This window comes from Oceaniglobus ichthyenteri (assembly GCF_003057885.1).
Taxonomy (GTDB): Bacteria; Pseudomonadota; Alphaproteobacteria; order Rhodobacterales; family Rhodobacteraceae; genus Oceaniglobus; species Oceaniglobus ichthyenteri.
In genome coordinates this window covers 470946-488625 of sequence record NZ_QAGK01000001.1, presented here as the reverse complement: position 1 = coordinate 488625, position 17680 = coordinate 470946, and the positions used below count along the sequence as shown (strand labels likewise).

17 protein-coding genes are annotated in these 17680 nt (G+C 57.0%); 9 read left to right on the top strand and 8 right to left on the bottom strand.

What is annotated here, in order from left to right:
• Positions 1-317 precede the first annotated feature (317 nt).
• A complete protein-coding gene (locus tag C8265_RS02325; protein WP_108482345.1) occupies positions 318-1757 on the top strand; it encodes an aldehyde dehydrogenase family protein in 1440 nt (479 codons plus the stop codon).
• 76 nt (positions 1758-1833) lie between these two features.
• Here the strand turns inward: C8265_RS02325 and C8265_RS02320 are convergent, their stop codons facing one another.
• The 4 genes from C8265_RS02320 to C8265_RS02305 form a co-directional block, all read right to left on the bottom strand.
• A complete protein-coding gene (locus C8265_RS02320) occupies positions 1834-2562 on the bottom strand; it encodes an amino acid ABC transporter ATP-binding protein (RefSeq protein ID WP_108482344.1) in 729 nt (242 codons plus the stop codon).
• A complete protein-coding gene (locus C8265_RS02315; protein ID WP_108482343.1) occupies positions 2559-3215 on the bottom strand; it encodes an amino acid ABC transporter permease in 657 nt (218 codons plus the stop codon). The genes C8265_RS02320 and C8265_RS02315 overlap by 4 nt, the downstream gene beginning before the upstream one ends.
• Complete coding sequence (locus tag C8265_RS02310) at positions 3215-3934, bottom strand: amino acid ABC transporter permease (RefSeq protein ID WP_108482342.1); 720 nt, start codon at positions 3932-3934, stop codon at positions 3215-3217. The genes C8265_RS02315 and C8265_RS02310 overlap by 1 nt, the downstream gene beginning before the upstream one ends.
• A gap of 75 nt (positions 3935-4009) precedes the next feature.
• Positions 4010-4885, bottom strand: a complete 876-nt coding sequence (locus tag C8265_RS02305; RefSeq protein WP_108482341.1) for an amino acid ABC transporter substrate-binding protein — start codon at positions 4883-4885, stop codon at positions 4010-4012.
• 276 nt (positions 4886-5161) lie between these two features.
• On the opposite strand from C8265_RS02305, the gene C8265_RS02295 reads away from it, so the two are divergent.
• From C8265_RS02295 to C8265_RS02280, 4 genes are read left to right on the top strand one after another with little or no spacing between them, the layout of a single operon-like run.
• On the top strand, positions 5162-6127 hold the full coding sequence (locus C8265_RS02295) for a tripartite tricarboxylate transporter substrate binding protein (RefSeq protein WP_108482339.1): 966 nt from the start codon (positions 5162-5164) through the stop codon (positions 6125-6127).
• Positions 6128-6139: 12 nt separating this feature from the next.
• A complete protein-coding gene (locus tag C8265_RS02290) occupies positions 6140-8173 on the top strand; it encodes a tripartite tricarboxylate transporter permease (protein ID WP_108482338.1) in 2034 nt (677 codons plus the stop codon).
• 50 nt (positions 8174-8223) lie between these two features.
• Positions 8224-9294 (top strand): tartrate dehydrogenase, encoded by a 1071-nt coding sequence (locus C8265_RS02285; RefSeq protein ID WP_108482514.1) that lies wholly within the window; start codon positions 8224-8226, stop codon positions 9292-9294.
• A 9-nt stretch (positions 9295-9303) separates the two neighbouring features.
• A complete protein-coding gene (locus C8265_RS02280; RefSeq protein ID WP_108482337.1) occupies positions 9304-10470 on the top strand; it encodes a mandelate racemase/muconate lactonizing enzyme family protein in 1167 nt (388 codons plus the stop codon).
• Positions 10471-10480: 10 nt separating this feature from the next.
• Here C8265_RS02280 and C8265_RS02275 read toward each other — a convergent pair whose 3' ends face one another.
• From C8265_RS02275 to C8265_RS02265, 3 genes are read right to left on the bottom strand one after another with little or no spacing between them, the layout of a single operon-like run.
• The gene (locus tag C8265_RS02275; protein WP_108482336.1) at positions 10481-11914 is read right to left on the bottom strand and encodes an FAD-binding oxidoreductase; all 1434 of its coding nucleotides are present in this window, start codon (positions 11912-11914) and stop codon (positions 10481-10483) included.
• 3 nt (positions 11915-11917) lie between these two features.
• Complete coding sequence (gene cuyB / locus C8265_RS02270; protein ID WP_108482335.1) at positions 11918-12640, bottom strand: cysteate racemase; 723 nt, start codon at positions 12638-12640, stop codon at positions 11918-11920.
• Positions 12637-13023 carry a hypothetical protein gene (locus C8265_RS02265; RefSeq protein ID WP_108482334.1) on the bottom strand — a complete coding sequence of 129 codons (387 nt, stop codon included), beginning with the start codon at positions 13021-13023 and terminating at the stop codon, positions 12637-12639. The genes cuyB and C8265_RS02265 overlap by 4 nt, the downstream gene beginning before the upstream one ends.
• A gap of 188 nt (positions 13024-13211) precedes the next feature.
• On the opposite strand from C8265_RS02265, the gene C8265_RS02260 reads away from it, so the two are divergent.
• The 4 genes from C8265_RS02260 (at position 13212) to C8265_RS02245 (ending at position 16704) form a co-directional block, all read left to right on the top strand.
• A complete protein-coding gene (locus C8265_RS02260; RefSeq protein ID WP_108482333.1) occupies positions 13212-14216 on the top strand; it encodes a TRAP transporter substrate-binding protein in 1005 nt (334 codons plus the stop codon).
• A gap of 68 nt (positions 14217-14284) precedes the next feature.
• Complete coding sequence (locus C8265_RS02255) at positions 14285-14773, top strand: TRAP transporter small permease (RefSeq protein ID WP_108482332.1); 489 nt, start codon at positions 14285-14287, stop codon at positions 14771-14773.
• A 1-nt stretch (position 14774) separates the two neighbouring features.
• Entirely contained in the window at positions 14775-16073 is a 1299-nt protein-coding gene (locus tag C8265_RS02250) for a TRAP transporter large permease (RefSeq protein ID WP_108482331.1), read from the top strand.
• A gap of 4 nt (positions 16074-16077) precedes the next feature.
• Positions 16078-16704, top strand: a complete 627-nt coding sequence (locus C8265_RS02245) for an isochorismatase family protein (protein ID WP_108482330.1) — start codon at positions 16078-16080, stop codon at positions 16702-16704.
• Between the two features lie 5 nt (positions 16705-16709).
• Here the strand turns inward: C8265_RS02245 and C8265_RS02240 are convergent, their stop codons facing one another.
• Positions 16710-17660, bottom strand: coding sequence for a 1-phosphofructokinase family hexose kinase (locus tag C8265_RS02240; protein WP_108482329.1), 951 nt, complete (start codon positions 17658-17660; stop codon positions 16710-16712).
• Positions 17661-17680 lie beyond the last annotated feature (20 nt).

Below are 17680 nucleotides of genomic sequence, written 5' to 3'. Positions count from 1 at the left end.
GCTGGTAAAATTCCGGTTGGATACGGCGTTGACAAGGGCCGCGTTATTGCCGACGTTCTCGGTGCGTATGGGGCCACTTTGCCGCACCTGCGCCAGACAGGGAAACTTTCAGGGATTGATGTGTCGCCACGAATCCTGTCGGGTTTTCAAGGAATTCACCTGTGATGAGGGGGCTGTTCATGTTGGCTTTGATGGCGCGTGATCCTGCGGGACGGGCGCATTCCATCACAGCAGGAGGGCGCAGAAACCGACCCTGATCGCGGATCGCACACGACGGCGCATTGCAACATTCAACTGAAACATACGGAGACAGAAACATGATCGAGAAACGTGATTTTTACATCAACGGCACATGGGTTGCACCGCAGCAGGGCAAGGATCATCAGGTCATTGATCCGGCGACAGAAGAACCCTGTGCGGTGATTTCATTGGGTGGTCAGGCCGACGTGGATGCCGCCGTTGCCGCCGCCAAAAAGGCACTGCCCGGTTGGATGGCCACGCCGCCACAAGAGCGGATCGCGCTGTTGGAAAAGTTGGCAGCACTTTATAAAGAGAAATCCGAAGAGATGGCACAGGCGATCAGTCAGGAAATGGGCGCGCCTATTGATTTTGCCCGCTCGTCGCAATGGGGCGCGGGTTACAGCCATCTGAAAAGCTTCATTCGCGCCGCCAAGGCATTTGAATTCATCAAACCGCTGGGCGAACACGCGCCCAATGACCGGATCATCAAGGAAGCGGTTGGCGTTGTGGCGATGATCACGCCCTGGAACTGGCCAATGAACCAGATCACGCTGAAGGTGGGCGCGGCAGTTGTGGCCGGATGCACCATGGTTCTGAAACCCTCCGAGGAAAGCCCGCTGAGCGCGATGCTGTTTGCCGAAATGATGGACGAGGCCGGGTTTCCCGCCGGTGTGTTCAATCTGGTCAACGGTGATGGAACCGGCGTAGGTACGGCGCTGACAGGGCACAAGGATGTGGATATGGTCAGCTTCACCGGCTCGACCCGCGCCGGAATCGCCATTTCCAAGAATGCGGCGGACACTTTGAAAAAGGTGCATCTGGAACTGGGCGGCAAAGGCGCGAACCTGATTTTCGCGGATGCCGATGAAAAGGCGGTCAAACGTGGCGTGCTGCATATGATGAGCAACGCAGGCCAAAGCTGTAACGCGCCAAGCCGGATGATGGTTGAGGCCAGCGTGTATGACGACGCGGTTGAAAATGCCCGTTTGGTGGCAGAAAAGGTCGAAGTGGGCGCGCCCAACAAAGAGGGCAGACACATCGGCCCGGTTGTCAACGAAACCCAGTGGACCAAGATTCAGGATCTGATCCAGAAGGGCATCGACGATGGCGCCCGCCTTGTCACCGGGGGCACGGGACGTCCCGAGGGTATGAACCGCGGATTTTACGTCAAGCCCACGGTTTTTGCCGATGTCACCCCCGACATGACCATCGCGCGCGAAGAGATTTTCGGGCCTGTTCTTTCGATCATGAAGTTCGATACCGAAGATCAGGCGTTGGAAATGGCCAATGATACCGACTATGGCTTGACCAACTATGTTCAGACCCAGGATGGTGCGCGCCGCAACCGGCTGGCGCAAAAACTGCGCTCGGGCATGGTTGAGATGAACGGCGAAAGCCGGGGTGCCGGTTCACCGTTTGGTGGCATCAAACGGTCGGGCAATGGCCGTGAGGGCGGCGTTTGGGGGATTGAGGACTTCTGCGAAGTCAAATCCGTCTCAGGCTGGTCGAACGACTGATCCGAACCTATGGTATGCAGGGCGCGAACGCCCTGCATATCCGCATTTGAAAAATGCCAAACCTGTAACCGTGCGATTAGTGATGCAGAATCCGTGACAGGAAATCCTGCAGGCGCGGGCTTTCGGGATTGGAAAAGAAATCTTCGGTCTTGCGGTCTTCGACGATCCGGCCGGCGTCCATGAACACCACCCGATCTGCCACTTTGCGCGCAAAGCCCATTTCGTGGGTCACGACCATCATCGTCATGCCTTCGGTGGCCAGTTGCACCATGACGTCCAGCACTTCGTTGATCATCTCGGGGTCAAGCGCCGAAGTGGGTTCGTCAAACAGCATCGCAATCGGATCCATCGCCAGAGATCGCGCAATGGCGACGCGCTGTTGCTGGCCACCCGACAATTGGCCGGGATATTTGTGAATGTGATCCGATAATCCCACCCTTGCGATCAGGGCCTCGGCCTTTGCCACGGCTTCGGCGCGGGGGCGTTTCAGAACCTTTTCCTGTGCCAGACACAGGTTTTCCAGAACGTTCATATGCGGGTAAAGTTCGAAATGCTGAAACACCATACCAATGCGCGCACGCAGGCGCGTCAGGTTGGTTTTCTTGTCGGTGACGGCAATTCCATCAACCGTGATCTGCCCCTGCTGAACCGGCTCAAGCCCGTTAACGCATTGAATCAGGGTCGATTTCCCCGATCCCGACGGGCCACACACCACGACAACTTCGCCTTTGGCCACAGAGGTGGAGCAGTCGCGCAGAACCTGAAACGATCCATATTTCTTTGAGATATTGTCAATTTCGATCATGTGGCAACCTTGGATTGAAGACGGCGCACCGCAAGCGAACCGGCAAAACAGATGACAAAATACACGGCGGCAGCGAAAAGATACATTTCAACCAACCGCCCTTCGGTTCGGGCAACAATGGAACTGACGGTCATGAAATCCCGCAGGCTGACCACAAAAACCAGCGATGTGTCCTGAAACAGGATGATCGCCTGGGTGACCAGAACCGGGATCATATTGCGAAACGCCTGGGGCAAAACGATATGACGCTGGGTCCGCCAATAGCCAAGACCGGTGGATTTTGCCGCCTGCACCTGGCCTTTGGCGACACTTTTGATTCCGGCGCGCATGATTTCGGAATAATACGCCGCCTCAAACATGACAAAGGCGATCACAGCCGATTGAAAACCGCCCACCGGACGGCCCAACGCCAGCGGCACCAGAAAATAGAACCAGAAAATAACCAGGATCAGCGGCACAGACCGGATCAGATTGACATAGGTCGCCGCTACAAGCGACAGCGCGCGGATGCCCGACAGCCGCGCCAGCGCCAGCAACACGCCAAAACCGAGGCCACCGATAATTGCCAGAAACGTAAGGAAAAAACTTAGCTGCAATCCTTCCCACAGAAACGGGAGGGATTCCAGAATGACGGTAAAATCAAAGCCGGACATCAGGCTGCCTTTCCTGACTGGCCGGGGATGGCCGTGCGGGTTTCGATGATCTGCATCAGCCCGGTCACAACCAGGGCAATGAAGATGTAAATCACTGTCGCGGCGGTGAACGCCTCAAAGCTGTTATAGGTATAGTCGGCGATCTGTTGGCTTTGCGCCGTCAGTTCCAGCAGTCCGATGGTCAGCGCGAGAGACGAGTTTTTGAACACCGTCAGAAATTCCGAGGTCAGCGGCGGCACGATCAGACGAAATGAGATCGGCAAAAGAATATAGCGATACATCTGTGTGCCCGACAACCCGTTGGCCCGGGCCGCAGATTTCAACCCCTTGGGGATGGATTCGATGCCCGCGCGCACCTGTTCGGCCACCCGCGACGCGGTATAAAGGCCCAGTGCGATCACGGTTGTGGTGAATTCGGGCATCGGCATGCCGCGTTTCATCCATTGGCCCAAACCTTCGGGTACCAATTCCGGCACCGCGAAATACCACACGAACAACTGAACCAGCAAAGGCACATTGCGAAACAATTCGACATAGGCGGTGCACAGGAATGAAATTGGCCGATTGTTCACCGTGCGGCCAACCCCGATCAGCGCGCCGATCACAAACGCAACAACCCAGGCGCACAGCGACACCGCAACAGTCCAGCCAAGGCCGCTGATCAGCCAGCCCATGTAAGGCTCCTGAAACAGAACGGCCCAGTTCCAATTGTAATTCATCGCCAACCCCCGCTGTTGTTGGAAAAGGCCGGGCAGGGGGGTGCCCTGTCCGGCCTGTCATCACTCTGTTGCGGATTATTCCGGCAGAGTTGCAAGCTGAAACGATGCTTTCAGAAGCGGGGTCTGTTCGATGCCCATGGGATCGAACCATTTGCCATAGATCTCGTTGATCTCACCGGAACGGAACAAGTTGGCGAGCGCCCGTTTCCCGACCAGTTCGAACGCGCTGTCATCACGCGGCACCATGATCGCATAGGGATCATAGGACAGGAAATCGCCGACCACGGCAAAATCATCGGGGTTTTTCGATGTCTCGATCAGACCGAACAACAGGATGTGATCGGTTGAATAGGCATCAGCGCGCCCGGTATCCAACGCCAGCATGCCTTCGGCGTGGTCATTTACGACCAGGAAATCAACATCAAGGCCGCGCTTTTCCGCCTCTTCCCGGATCACGCGGTCATTTGTTGTGCCCGGTGCAAGGCCGATCACCTTGCCGCCCAGGTCATCAATCGAATTGATGCCGCTGTCTTTTTTCGTCAGAATCTTTGTGCCGGTGATGAAGGTTGGCGGCAGATATTCGACCTGCTGCTGACGGGTCAGTGTGTTGGTGGTTGATCCGCATTCCATGTTGATCGTGCCGTTGGCCAACAGCGGAATCCGCGTTTTCGGGTTGATCGGGACATACCGGATTGAAATTTCCTTGCCCAGTTCGGCCGAAATTTCATCGACAATCCGCGAGCAGATATCGATTGTATAGCCCACCGGCTGTTGATTTTCATCAAGATACGACAAAGGCACCGAGGATTCGCGGTGGCCGATCACGATCTCACCGTTATCGGAAATCTTTTTCAGGGTGCCGGTCAAATCCTGTGCGGATGCAGACAGCGCGCCGCCCATTCCCAAGCTTGCCGCGACCGCAATCGCCGCAAATTTTCTTCCGATCTCCATGGTGTTCTCCCTTGTAGTGTTTTGTTTTATTTGGCTTTTTCGGGGCCAATTCATCGCAGTTGCGATTCCATCTTTCTGGGATGGTCAATTTATGTTGAACGAATTGATGAGGTTGCGCAAGGGCGCGCTCTTGATCTTGGGTCGGGAGTGTTCAACCCGCCCGGACAGATCCGGTATTGGGTCTGTCATCACCCTAGACCGGGGCGCGGGTTTCTGTTTAACTTTTGCCAGCATGTTGAGTCGAACTTGCAAGTCTATGAATTCTGGGAGGAAATCATGAAACTTTTCACCAAAACACTTTTGGCCGCGGCGACGCTGGCCATGACCACGGCGCTGCCTGCCGTTGCGCAGTCTGGCGATGGCTTTCCGACAAAGGCGATGACCTATATCATTCCGTTCAACGCGGGTGGAGAATCTGACATTTCGGCGCGGTTTCAACAGGCCCATTGGGCCGATGTGACCGGTCAGGATGTTGTGATCCAATATCAGCCGGGCGGTGGCGGCGCGCAGGCATGGTCGCAACTGAACGGAATCGCGGGCGATGGATACACCATCATGGGTGTGAACCTGCCCCATATCATCCTGCAACCGATGGCCAGCGAAGTTGGTTATAAAACCGATGATCTGGTGCCGGTGCATATGTTTCATTACACGCCCGACGCCCTTCTTGTGGCCCAGGACAGCCCCCATAAAACCCTGGCTGACCTCGTGGAATACGCCAAGGCCAATCCGGGCATGACCACCTTTGCCGGCTCGGCGGTGAATTCGGCCAACCATGTGGCGCAGGTCACGTTTGATGATCTTGCAGGGATCCAAACCACCTATATTCCGTTCTCGGGCACCGGCACCGCCACGCCCGCACTTTTGGGTGGGCAGACCGTGGGCTATTGGGGGTATTCCACCGTTCAGGCCTCGCAGGGCGATCAGGTGCGGATGTTGGCCGTGGCCACCGAAGAACGGATGCCGGCATTTCCCGACGTTCCGACATTCAAAGAGCTGGGATATGACCTGGTAAGTGGCGCCTATCGCGGTGTTGGCGTTCCGGCCTCGACGTCCGAAGAGGTGCGCGCACAGGTTTCGGACATCATCGAAGAAATCAATCAAAACCCCGATTTCCGCAAAAAAATGGAAGATGCAGCCTTTGTTTTGACCGATATCACCTATGACAAAATGGATGAATTCATGACAAAACGGAAGGCAGCCTATGAAGACGCGGCCAAAGTTCTTGGCATCGGTCAGTAACAGGCAACAGTGATGGACCTGCTCGGTTATTTCCTGAATGCGCTGACCCCGTTCAACCTGATGCTGGCCGTTGTTGGCGTGGTGTTCGGCACGGTGGTGGGCGCCTTGCCGGGGCTTTCGGCGACAATGGCGGTTGCCGTGCTGGTTCCCTTCACATTCACAATGGACCCCGCCGGGGGTCTGATTGCGCTGGGGGCGATTTACACCGGCGCAATCTATGGTGGGGCATTCGCGGCGATCCTGGTGAACACACCGGGCACGCCGTCGTCGATCGCCACCACATTTGATGGCTTTCCCATGGCCCGGCGCGGCGATGGCGGCTTGGCCGTGACGCTGGCCACATTGGCATCGGTCGTGGGCGGCCTTATTGGCGGGCTCAGCCTGTTGTTTCTGGCACCGCCTTTGGCCAGTGTCGCATTGGCATTTGGCCCGCCCGAATATTTCTGGCTGGCGCTGTTCGGGCTGACCCTGATTTCGGCGCTTTCGGTTGGCAACACGCTGAAAGGGTTGATCGGGGCCTGTATCGGGCTGTTGTTATCCATGGTCGGGGTCGCCGTGGTCGGCGGCGATGTGCGCTTTACCGGCGGGTTTCAGGCGTTTCTGGGTGGGATTGACATCGTTTCAGCCCTGATCGGGTTATACTGTATTCCGGTGATCATTGATCTGGTGGCCACCCGCGATCCGCATTTGCGCATCGAACACGGCCACGAAGGGATGCGCCTGCGCGAGGCGGGGCGCATTGCATGGCGCGATAAGTTTAACGTTGTGCGCTCGTCGGTGATCGGCACGGTGATCGGTATTCTGCCCGGTGCGGGCGGGTCAATCGCCGGGCTGGTCAGCTATTCCGAGGCGCGCCGCTCTTCGCCCCGATCCTCCGAATTTGGCAAGGGCGAACCGGGCGGCATAATCGCGACCGAGGCGGCCAACAATGCCACCGTGGGCGGCGGATTTATCCCTACGCTGGTTCTGGGCATTCCCGGCACGCCGCCCGATGCAATCATCCTTGGCGCGCTGTTGGTGCAGGGGATCAAGATTGGGCCGACCCTGTTTTCCTCCGAAGGCGACGTGGTTTACACGTTCATCTTTGGCCTGTTGATTGCCACGGCGATCATGCTGCCCGTCGGGCTATTGATTGGGCGGTATGCGTATAAATCGGTCGTGGCGATCCCGAAATCCATGTTGGTGCCCACGGTGGCCTTGCTGACGGTGATCGGATCGTTTGCGATTCATTCCAACCTGCAAGATGCACAGATCATGGTGGGCCTTGGAGTGATTTCGTGGGTTTTGGGGCGCTATGGGTTTGATGCCTCGCCCATCGTCTTGGGCATTGTTTTGGGCGCGATTGCCGAACAGGGGTTTGTGCAGACCTATCTGATTGGCAATGCGACGAACAATCTGGGCGGGATGTTTTTTGGTCGACCGATCAGCATTGGCATTATCATCGCCGCCCTGGTCACGCTGGCCTATCCGTTTTATGCCGAATGGCGCGCCCGGCAGCGGGGCAAACGGCCCCTGGGCGCGGTCGCCGCACAGGCCGATGGTCATCCGGTGAATATCAAGGCCGGATCGGATAAAACCGCGACGCGCGCCAGCAGCCATGATTGGCCCGGCATTATTGTTGCCGCCATTTTGGTAGTGATCGCGATGGTGATGTTTCGCGAGGCACGCGGCATGTCGGCGATGGGTTCGGTTTTTCCCACGGCGATTGCGCTTGCTCTTGCGGGGTTATGCGGCTTGCTTATCCTGCTGGGGCTTTTGGGGCGGGGCCGCCCGGCAAAATCGCCCGATGCCCCCGGCGCATCCTGGGGGCGGCGAGGGTTGGCTGTGGTGACCTTGGGTCTTTGGGTGGCGATCATCCCGATCTTGGGCTTTGCCACCACCAGCCTGGTTGCATTTATCGCCATGGCCTTTGTCGCTGAACATGATTCAGTGTCCACCAAAACCCTGTTGGTGCGGGGTATCATTGCCGTTGTCACCGTTGGCGCGTTTTGGTGGATCATGAACGATGTTCTGCTTTTGCGGATCCCCAGTGGGGCCTTGATTTAATCTCAATGTTCCCGGATCGGCGCGGCGATCCGGGTGAAGGAGTGACCACCATGACAGACACACCGCACCGCATCGCGGTTATTGCCGGCGATGGCATCGGCGTTGAAACCGTGCCCGAAGGGCTGCGCGTTCTAAATGCGGCCGCTGCGAAATATAACGTGGCGCTGGAATACGACACGTTCGATTTCGCCAACTGCGACTATTACAAACGCCATGGGCGGATGATGCCCGAGGATTGGAAACAGCAGATCGGCGGCCATGACGCCATTTTCTTTGGCGCGGTGGGGTGGCCCGAAACGGTGCCAGATCACGTGTCACTCTGGGGGTCGCTTTTGTTGTTCCGCCGTGAGTTTGACCAATATGTAAACCTGCGCCCGGCGCGGTTGATGCCCGGTGTCACGTCGCCCTTGGCCGGGCGGGGGCCGGGTGACATTGATATGTATATCGTGCGCGAAAATACCGAAGGCGAATATTCATCCATCGGCGGGCGGATGTTTGAAGGCACCGAGCGTGAAATGGTCATGCAGGAAACTGTGATGACCCGCACAGGCGTTGATCGCATCCTACGCTATGCCTTTGATCTGGCACAAAAACGCGGTGGCAAACTGACCTCGGCCACCAAATCGAACGGGATTTCGATCACCATGCCCTATTGGGATGAACGGGTGGCGGAAATGGCGAAATCCTATCCCGATATTACCGTCGATAAATACCATATTGATATTCTGGTGGCGCTGTTCGTTTTGCATCCGGATCGGTTTGATGTGGTGGTCGCGTCAAACCTGTTTGGCGATATCTTGTCTGATCTTGGCCCGGCCTGCACCGGCACAATCGGCATTGCGCCCTCGGGCAACATCAACCCGGATCGCACGTTTCCATCGCTGTTTGAACCGGTGCATGGATCGGCCCCTGATATAGCGGGCAAAGGCGTGGCCAATCCCATCGGGCAAATCTGGGCCGGGGCGATGATGTTGGATCATCTGGGCCACCCAAAGGCGGGAGCGGCAATTGTAACCGCGATTGAAAAGGTGCTGACCGATCCCGCCTTGCGCACTGCCGATCTGGGCGGGCAGGCCGATACCGAAACCTGTGGGCGCGCCATTGCCGATGCGTTGGAGTGAGGCGAGACCATGAAAATCGTTGAAATCCGCGAAAAGACCGTTTCCATCGCCTCGCCCATGGCCAATGCCTATATCGATTTTTCGAAAATGACCTGTTCGGTGGTGGCGGTGATCACGGATGTGATCCGCGATGGCAAACCGGTGATCGGCTATGGCTTTAATTCCAACGGGCGGTACGGGCAGGGCGCGCTGATGCGCGAGCGGTTTTTTGACCGCATTGCCGAGGCTGATCCCGATACCCTGATCAACGAAGCGGGCGATAACCTTGACCCGTTTGCGATTTGGGATGCGATGATGCGCAACGAAAAGCCGGGCGGGCATGGCGAACGCTCGGTCGCGGTGGGCACGATCGACATGGCAATCTGGGATGCCGTGGCAAAGATTGCCGGCGTGCCGCTGTGGCGGCTGTTGGCCGACCGGTATCGCGGCGGCGTGGCCGATGAAACGGTGTGGGTTTATGCGGCGGGGGGATATTATTACCCCGGCAAGGATCATTCGCGGCTTCAGGATGAAATGCGTGGATATCTTGATTTGGGATATGCCGACGTAAAGATGAAAATCGGCGGCGCGTCTCTGGCCGAAGACATCGCGCGGATCGAAGCGGTGATTGATGTGGTGGGCGATGGCGCGCATCTGGCCGTGGATGCCAACGGGCGGTTCGATCTGCCCACCGCGATTGCCTATGCCAAAGCGTTAGAGCCGTATGGCCTGCTGTGGTATGAAGAGGCGGGCGATCCGTTGGATTATGCGTTGCAGGCGGAATTGGGTGCGCATTACGCCGCCCCCATGGCCACGGGCGAAAACTTGTTTTCCCACCAAGACGCGCGCAATCTGCTGCGATATGGCGGAATGCGCCCTGATCGCGATTGGCTGCAATTTGATTGTGCGCTGTCCTATGGGCTGGTTGAATATCTGCGCACGTTGGATGTGATGGCCGATTTGGGGTGGTCCACCCGGCGGGTGGTGCCCCATGGCGGGCATCAAATGTCACTGAACATCGCCGCCGGTTTGCATCTGGGCGGCAATGAAAGTTATCCTGATGTGTTTCAACCCTTTGGCGGATTTGCCGATGATACGGCGGTTGAAAATGGCCGGATCGGGCTGCCGCAAATTCCCGGTGTGGGGTTTGAGGCGAAATCGGCCCTTTACCGGGTGATGAAAGATATGGCGGAATAATCGGGCGCGGTTATTTCAACACCGCGCCGGGGTTCAGGATGCCCTTTGGGTCAAGTGCGCGTTTGATTGCGCGCATCGCCTCCATTTTGGCCGCACTTGCATAATGTTGCAGATCATCGGTCTTGAGCCGCCCAATGCCATGTTCGGCACTGATCGACCCACCACATTGCACCGTCGCCTCACTGATCGCATTGCGCACCGCGTCGATGACGCCGGGGTTTGCGGCGATAAAGGCGGGTTTTTCCATGCCTTCGGGCGGAAACACGTTGTGATGGATATTGCCATCGCCAATGTGCCCATAGCTGTTGATCCGCAAATCGGGATGCACCTGTTTCACGGCGGCACTGGCGGCGTCGATGAATGCCTCAACCTTGGAAATGGCGACCGATGTGTCGCTGCTGCAAATGGCGCCGGTCAGGCGGTTGGCCTCGGGCGTGTTTTCGCGCAGCGCCCAAAGGTTGGCGCGCTGTCCTTCGGACTCTGCCAGAACCGCATCGGTGAGAAGATCGTCTTCCATGCAACCGGCCAACGCCTGTTCCACATCGTCGCGCAGGCCGGTGCGCCCGCTGGCCTCAACCAACAGATACCATGGGGTGCGGTTGGCAAAGGGCAGGGTGAGGTTGGGAAAATGCCCACTGACCAGACCGATGCCAAAATCGCTCATCAATTCCAGCCCTGAAATGCTGTTGCCCAGGGACCGGGCCAGCCGGTGATACAGGCGCAGCGCGTCGGCGGGTGTATTGATGGCACAAAGTGCTGTGACAGTTTCAGGATCGACCGGTTTCACGATCAGCGTGGCGGCGGTGATGATGCCCAGCGTGCCTTCGCTGCCGATCAACAGATGGCGCAGGTTATAGCCGGTGTTATCCTTGCGCAGGGGTTCCAGATCTTCGATCACATCGCCATTGGCCAGCACCGCCTCGATCCCCAGACACAGATCACGGGCATTGCCATGGCGCACCACCTGAATCCCGCCCGCATTGGTGGCCAGGTTGCCGCCAATGGTGCAACTGCCTTGGGATGCCATGCCCAGGGGAAACATCATCCCGTGCTGTTGGGCGGTGTTGTGAATATCCTCCAGGATACAACCGGCCTCGGCAATCATTACGCCGTCTTCGGGCGCAATGCTGCGCACCTTGTTCATCCGCTCAAGCGACAGGATGACCGCCTGATCGCTGTCGATGGAAAGTTGGCCCGCCACAACGCCGGTGCCGCCGCCATAGGGGATGACAGCCGCACCCGCACCGCTGCACAGCCGCAGAATTTCCGAAACTTGCGCCGTTGTTCGGGGCAGGGCCACAAGGCAGGCCGCGCCGGTGAACCGATCACGCGGATCGCTGAAATACCGCGCGGCGTCGTTCGGGGCTTTCCATCCGCCATCGCCGACAACGGTTTTGATGGCCTCAATCAGTGTTGTGGTGGGCGGGTTGAAAGGGCTGTTCATGTTTCACTCTGCCTTGAGATGTTTGTCGGGTGTCGTGCCCAGGGCGAAGCCGACCATCGCTTTGACCAAGACATCAAGTGTGTCGATCACCACAACCGTGCCATGCGCCGCATCGGCGATCAGCGAAAATTCGGTGCAGGCGATCAAATTCACCGATGCGCCCTGGGATGCCAGATTTTGCGCCGCTGCCTTTAGCGTTTTGTTGGCGGTTCCCGAACGTGCGCCGCTTTTGATTCCGCGGATTGCGGCCAGCATCGCGGCCTGATCTTGGGGGTAGAGTGCGGTCAGGCCCCGTTTGCCCAATACCCGGTCAAACAGCCCGGTCATTTGCAACGCTGGCGAGCCCAGAATGCCAATGCGGTCGTTGGTTGCCTGGCTTGCGGCCTGAACAACCGACAGATCGACCATATCAAGCAGCGGAATTTCAACGGCGTCGCGGATTGCATCGGCGTAGTTATGGGCAGTGTTGCAGGGCATTGCCAACGCCTGCGCACCCGCGCGCGCCAGCCCCTGGGCCATGGCGGCCAGAACCGGTGCCGGATCATCACCGGTGCCGTCGATCAGCCGGGCGATGCGCGATGGCACCTGGGGGTTCATATCGACCGATAGCGGAATATGATCTGCGTCATCGTCTGCCGGGGTTGCAGCAATCAGGCGTGACATCAGCAATACTGTGGCTTCGGGCCCCATGCCGCCCAAAACCCCGATCCGGCGCGGCGCGCTCATCCGATTTGGGCCATCTGCACGGTGCTGTGATCGAAGGCGCAAGCGCCGCGCTCAGTTTGCCATACGATCCGTTTGCGCGTTCCTAACTGGCCTTCAGGTATCAAAATAATCATATCTGTTGCCCCTTTCGCCGAGCCAAGCGGATCGCACGAATTACCCTTGGACGGGCTGAACGGGTATGGCGAATATCGGGAAAGAAGCATGGTAAAATTCCCCTTGAGAAGCTTGGCGCAGTATTGGCCAAGCGGATCGGGGATGCAAATGCAAAGAGCGGGCCCGTGTGGCGCAGATTCAAGAGATGTCTCAATTTGGTATGCCAAATTGATCAGCCGACGATTGATGTTAGATTTCGTATCACGCCGGATTTGTTCAAGGCCCAACATCAGCGTTCCGAGATTTGGAATGCAAAGTATCAATCAAAAATAACTGAAAATATCGAAATATCATCTTGCTTTAAACCTCTCCCTATGCGTCATTTGTACCTGTGCCATGGGCTGTGGGAGGCGGAACGCACAGGCGACGTGATCCGCGGTGATGCCCAGGGTTAGTACACCAAATAGGAGGGAACAGGATGATACGGCATAAATTTCTAAGCGCCATCATGGTCGCGGGAACCGCAATAGCGACAAGCGCTGCGTCGGCGCAGGACGTGATCGAACTTACCTTCTCAACCTATCTGCCACCCAGCTATGAATATGTGTGGAAGCCGATTGAGCAGTTCGTTGAGCAGGTCGAAACCGAAAGCGAAGGCCGGGTCAAATTCAACGTTTTTCACTCGGCACAGCTGTATGATGGATATCAAGAGCTGGACGCCGTATCGCGCGGCGACGTGGATATGGTGAATATGACCGGCACCTATCCCAGCGGCACGGTGCCCGCGCTCAGCATTTTCACGTTGCCGTTCATGTTCAGCAGCATTGATCACCTTGAGCGTGTTCTGGATGCCGGTCTGATGGATCTTGGGGTGACGCAAGAGCTGCGGGAAAAGCATAACACGGTTGTTTTGGGCGTTGGCCCTTATGACCCCTATGAATTTTACTCCAAGAAAGATCCAATTCTGACAATCGATGATATCGCCAACAAGGTATGGGCGACGACCGGTTCGATTGATGCCCGCGCGATTCAGCTGATGGGCGGATCGCCAACCGGCATGTCGTCATCCGATCTATATCTGTCGTTTGACCGTGGCGTCATTGATGGCACGCCGCGCCCTTTGCTGACCGGGGTCGGACGCAGCCTGTATGAAGTTGTCGATCATTTGTCGTTGGCGACATTCGCGGTTGATACGTCGATCCTTTCGATCAACTCGGACAAATGGGAATCATTGCCCGCTGATATTCAGGACATTATCACCAAAGCCGCCAAACAACGTGACAAGACGGCATTTGAAATGGTCGCGCAATTCATGAAAAGCGCCTTGGCCGATTTTGAATCAAAGGGCATGGAAATTCATCAGATCAGCGATGCAGAGATCGAAAAGATGAAAGCGGCCACCGCCCCGGCAACCCAAGAATGGCTGGAAAAAGTAGGGAACGGTCAGGACTATCTCGATCTTATCGAAACGGCCCGTCAATAAACGGGTGGTATGACCAAGCGCCGGATCGTTAATGGCGATCCGGCATTTCAAAAGAATTGGATGCTGTGATGCTGGTATCTCGCTGGGCCAGAACCGTTAACTTTGCGGGCATATTTGTTGCGCAGATTTCTCTTTTACTGCTGATGCTGATTATCACCTATGCCGTGATTGCGCGGTATGTTCTTCAGTCGCCCAGTGTGCATGCGGTTGAAATAAGCTCTTACATTCTGGCGGTCATGATCTGGTCGGCATTGGGTTGGACCCATATTGAGAACCGCCACGTTGCTCTTGAACATTTCAGGAATGGCAAAAGCGGTGTAATGGCGCGCATTTCGGCCATAATATCCGAACTGTCGATCATGATCTTTTCACTTACGTTGATCTATGCCGGAATCCATTCGGTGTTTACCGCATATGACAAAGGCTACCGCTCAGCATCATTGTTGGACTTTCCCAAATGGCCGCTTTTGTTACTGATACCGCTGGGGGCAACGGCGCTGGGGATGGTTTCAGCGGGCCGTCTTTTGGCCGGTTTGCGCAAAAAGGATGAGCGTTGACATGGATCCAACCACAATATTCATCCTTGTCGTCATTACATTCTTTTTCCTGCTGTTCATGTGCACGCCAATTTTTGCAGCTTTGGGCGTGGCCAGTATTCTGGGTTTTGTTCTTTACGGGGGCATCGGGTATCTGGAAACAATTCCAGACGTGTTGCACCGCGGATTGGTCAGTTATTCGTTGTTGGCTGTGCCATTGTTCATCCTGATGGGCGAGGTGATGGCCAAAACCAGCATTGGGTCACGGCTTTTCAACATGTTTTCTTGTTGGACAAACCGGTTGCCGGGCGGTCTTGGTGTGGCAAGCGTGGCCAGTTCTGCCGTGTTTGGCGCGATGAGCGGCGTCAGCGTGGCGGGGGCGGCAACGGTTGGGCGGTTTGCAATCCCCGAAATGTTGAAACGCGGTTATAGCCAATCATTGGCGGGCGGCACCGTCGCCGCGGCGGGCGCATTGGCGCTGCTTATTCCGCCAAGCATTGGCTTTGTCCTTTATGGCGAGGTTGCAGGCCAATCGGTTGGCAAATTATTCATGGCGGCGGTTTTGCCAGCGCTGCTTTTGACATTGATGATGATGGCCTATGTCATCCTTGTCGCCGTGTTTCGCCCGAAAATGGCACCGCGCAGCGACGAAAATATCGGATGGGGGGAACGCTGGCGCGCGCTGTTTGATATATGGGCAGCAGTTTTAATTGTACTATTGGTGCTTGGCACGATTTATTTCGGTATTGCCACGCCGACCGAAGCGGCGGGAATTGGCGCGATTGGTGCCTTTTTCGTTGCGGCGATTTATCGTGAACTGACCCTGGCTTTGGTACGTGATGTTTTGCGATCAACCGCCATTACCAGCGCGATGATACTACTTATCCTTGCGGCGGCGTTGATGTTTGGCCACGTCATGACCCGGCTCATGATTCCGCAAAAAATCGTGATGTGGGTTGTTGGCATGGATCAGCCAAAATGGATCGTGCTCGCGTTCATTTTGCTGTTTTTGCTGATCGTGGGAATGATTCTTGATATCGTATCGATGATTGTCATCACCACACCCATTCTGTTGCCGGTGATTGTTGCCATGGGCATTGATCCGATCTGGTTTGGTGTTATCCTGATACTGACGTGTGAAATGGCGGTAATCACGCCCCCGGTGGGTTTGAACCTTTATGTGATCAAAGGCATCGCGCCGGATTTATCCATTTCGCAAATCATCAGGGGCGCGATCCCATTCGTTCTGATTGAACTGGCGGCAATTCTTTTACTGATCGCGTTTCCGCAAATCGCACTGTTCCTTCCCAATCTTCGGTAGTCCTATGAAAAATTCTGATAATGTTCGCGGCGGTTTTGATGGTACGCTGACACCCGGGCAACGCCCCGCTTTGCTGGTGATTGATTTTCAGCGCGGGTTTACCGAACCCGAGCTGAGCCCATTGGCGTCGGATTGTTCGGGGGCTGTGAACGACACGGCGGAATTGATCGCCGCCTTTCGTGGGGCGGGGCCGATCATTTTCACGATCAATTCCTATCTGGCAAACCTGTCGGATATGGGCCGTTGGGGGGAAAAGTGCAGTTCACTGCGCACCCTGATCCGCGGCACGGCCACTTGCGAACTTGACCCGCGGCTGGGTTTTTCCGAACAAACCGATACGGTTTTGCACAAAAATCAGGCGTCCGCCTTTTTTGGCACGTCATTGCCATCAGTTCTGGCGGCGGCTCAGTGTGATACGTTGCTGGTGGCCGGATGCACCACCAGCGGGTGTGTGCGGGCCAGCGCGGTTGATGCGATGGCCTATGGCTTTCCGCCCTTCGTGGTGCGCGATTGCGTGGCCGATCGCACGGCGGAACAGCATGAAAGCAACCTGATAGATATTCACAGCAAATATGGCGAAGTGATCCGCCTTGCCGATGCCTTGGCCATCGCCCGGAACGCCAAAAGATAGCGCTTTCAGATCGGGCCGACAGGGCAGGCGGCGATCAGGGCCTCGGCATCTTCGACGCGGCACAATTCTGTTCCTTCGGTCATGATCGCGGCCGAAGCGGCGGCAACGCCGCGTGCCAACGCCTGATCCGGCGGCGCGCCCCGTGCCGTGGCCAGAATGTAACCCGCCACAAAGCTGTCGCCGGCGCCGATCTTGCTTTTGATGGCCACATCCGCCGCGTGGCAAAACCAACGCCCCTGTGGCGACACCAGAACCGATCCTTCGGCGCCGCGCGCAATGATGACGGTTTTTGCCACACCCCGTGCCACCAGACCGGCCGCAAAATCCGCCGTCTCGGCGATGGTGTGCAAGGGCGTGCCGGCCAATTCTTCGGCCTCGTCGGCGTTCATCCGCAACAGGTGCAATCCGGCCCCGTCGGTGGCCGCAACCCGGAACAGCGGCGCGCCGGATGTGTCCAGCAAAACCGCCGCGTGGCCTTCCACGGCCTTGGTCAGGGTCAGTACGAAATCATCGGGAAAGCCGGGCGGTTGGCTGCCGCTGACCAGCAAAAGCGCGCCCTTTGGCATGGCGTTTCTGATTGCCTGAACCGATGCGGCGATTCGTGTGTCTGTCCATTCGGGGCCGGGCATGACAAAGCGAAACTGTTTGCCGGTCGTGCTTTCGGTTACGGCCATGCTTTGGCGTGTCGGGCCGGGGGCCTCAAGCGCGAGAAAATTCACGCCTTCTGCGGTCAGAAGTTCGGCAAGATGCGCGCCGCTTGGCCCACCAAGGGCGGCAAAGGCGATGCTGGTTCCGCCCATGCGCGCAATCACCCGGCTGACGTTGATCCCGCCGCCGCCGGGGTCAAACCGGGGCGTACCACAGCGCAGTTTCGGACCGGCGCGCACTGTCCCGACTGACGTGCTCATGTCCAGGGCGGGGTTCAGCGTGAGGGTGACGATTGGAGTTTGTGCCATGGATCGGCCTCCCGAGACAA

Excerpts from the sequence above, each read along its gene's own strand:
- C8265_RS02325 (WP_108482345.1), top strand. The coding sequence starts at position 318 with ATGATCGAGAAACGTGATTTTTACATCAACGGCACATGGGTTGCACCG.
- C8265_RS02320 (WP_108482344.1), bottom strand. The coding sequence starts at position 2,562 with ATGATCGAAATTGACAATATCTCAAAGAAATATGGATCGTTTCAGGTT.
- C8265_RS02315 (WP_108482343.1), bottom strand. The coding sequence starts at position 3,215 with ATGTCCGGCTTTGATTTTACCGTCATTCTGGAATCCCTCCCGTTTCTG.
- C8265_RS02310 (WP_108482342.1), bottom strand. The coding sequence starts at position 3,934 with ATGAATTACAATTGGAACTGGGCCGTTCTGTTTCAGGAGCCTTACATG.
- C8265_RS02305 (WP_108482341.1), bottom strand. The coding sequence starts at position 4,885 with ATGGAGATCGGAAGAAAATTTGCGGCGATTGCGGTCGCGGCAAGCTTG.
- C8265_RS02295 (WP_108482339.1), top strand. The coding sequence starts at position 5,162 with ATGAAACTTTTCACCAAAACACTTTTGGCCGCGGCGACGCTGGCCATG.
- C8265_RS02290 (WP_108482338.1), top strand. The coding sequence starts at position 6,140 with ATGGACCTGCTCGGTTATTTCCTGAATGCGCTGACCCCGTTCAACCTG.
- C8265_RS02285 (WP_108482514.1), top strand. The coding sequence starts at position 8,224 with ATGACAGACACACCGCACCGCATCGCGGTTATTGCCGGCGATGGCATC.
- C8265_RS02280 (WP_108482337.1), top strand. The coding sequence starts at position 9,304 with ATGAAAATCGTTGAAATCCGCGAAAAGACCGTTTCCATCGCCTCGCCC.
- C8265_RS02275 (WP_108482336.1), bottom strand. The coding sequence starts at position 11,914 with ATGAACAGCCCTTTCAACCCGCCCACCACAACACTGATTGAGGCCATC.
- cuyB (WP_108482335.1), bottom strand. The coding sequence starts at position 12,640 with ATGAGCGCGCCGCGCCGGATCGGGGTTTTGGGCGGCATGGGGCCCGAA.
- C8265_RS02265 (WP_108482334.1), bottom strand. The coding sequence starts at position 13,023 with ATGTTGGGCCTTGAACAAATCCGGCGTGATACGAAATCTAACATCAAT.
- C8265_RS02260 (WP_108482333.1), top strand. The coding sequence starts at position 13,212 with ATGATACGGCATAAATTTCTAAGCGCCATCATGGTCGCGGGAACCGCA.
- C8265_RS02255 (WP_108482332.1), top strand. The coding sequence starts at position 14,285 with ATGCTGGTATCTCGCTGGGCCAGAACCGTTAACTTTGCGGGCATATTT.
- C8265_RS02250 (WP_108482331.1), top strand. The coding sequence starts at position 14,775 with ATGGATCCAACCACAATATTCATCCTTGTCGTCATTACATTCTTTTTC.
- C8265_RS02245 (WP_108482330.1), top strand. The coding sequence starts at position 16,078 with ATGAAAAATTCTGATAATGTTCGCGGCGGTTTTGATGGTACGCTGACA.
- C8265_RS02240 (WP_108482329.1), bottom strand. The coding sequence starts at position 17,660 with ATGGCACAAACTCCAATCGTCACCCTCACGCTGAACCCCGCCCTGGAC.